Annotated in this window: 1 protein-coding gene; it reads right to left on the bottom strand. The window is 50.8% G+C overall.

Going from position 1 to position 264, the window contains the following annotated elements; translation table 11 throughout:
* Window positions 1-264, bottom strand: a 264-nt coding sequence (locus P8629_RS12040) for a hypothetical protein (RefSeq protein ID WP_278166349.1), incomplete at both ends; no start/stop codon positions are given.

The following is a 264-nucleotide window of genomic DNA, read 5'->3' as shown; positions in this document are numbered from 1 at the left end:
AAACAAGCTTGATATCGAGTTTGCTGGCGGGCCAATTCAGCCGTTTCAAGCTCGTAATGAGCTGACCGATCACTTCCTGCTCCCGATATAACGGGACCAGGACTGAATAGTTCGGTAAGTCACGCGGATTGCATTTCCTGATTTCGAGAAACTTCAACCGGCGTCCCGAAACAGCCGCGAACAAACGGATCATCACGCATCCGAAGAAGAATACCGACAACGCCACATGAAGCACCAGAAGCGTCATCGTCGGCCAGTTAAACA

This window comes from Hydrogenovibrio sp. 3SP14C1, from assembly GCF_029625905.1.
Classification (GTDB): domain Bacteria; phylum Pseudomonadota; class Gammaproteobacteria; order Thiomicrospirales; family Thiomicrospiraceae; genus Hydrogenovibrio.
This window is presented reverse-complemented; position numbering and strand designations above follow the sequence as displayed.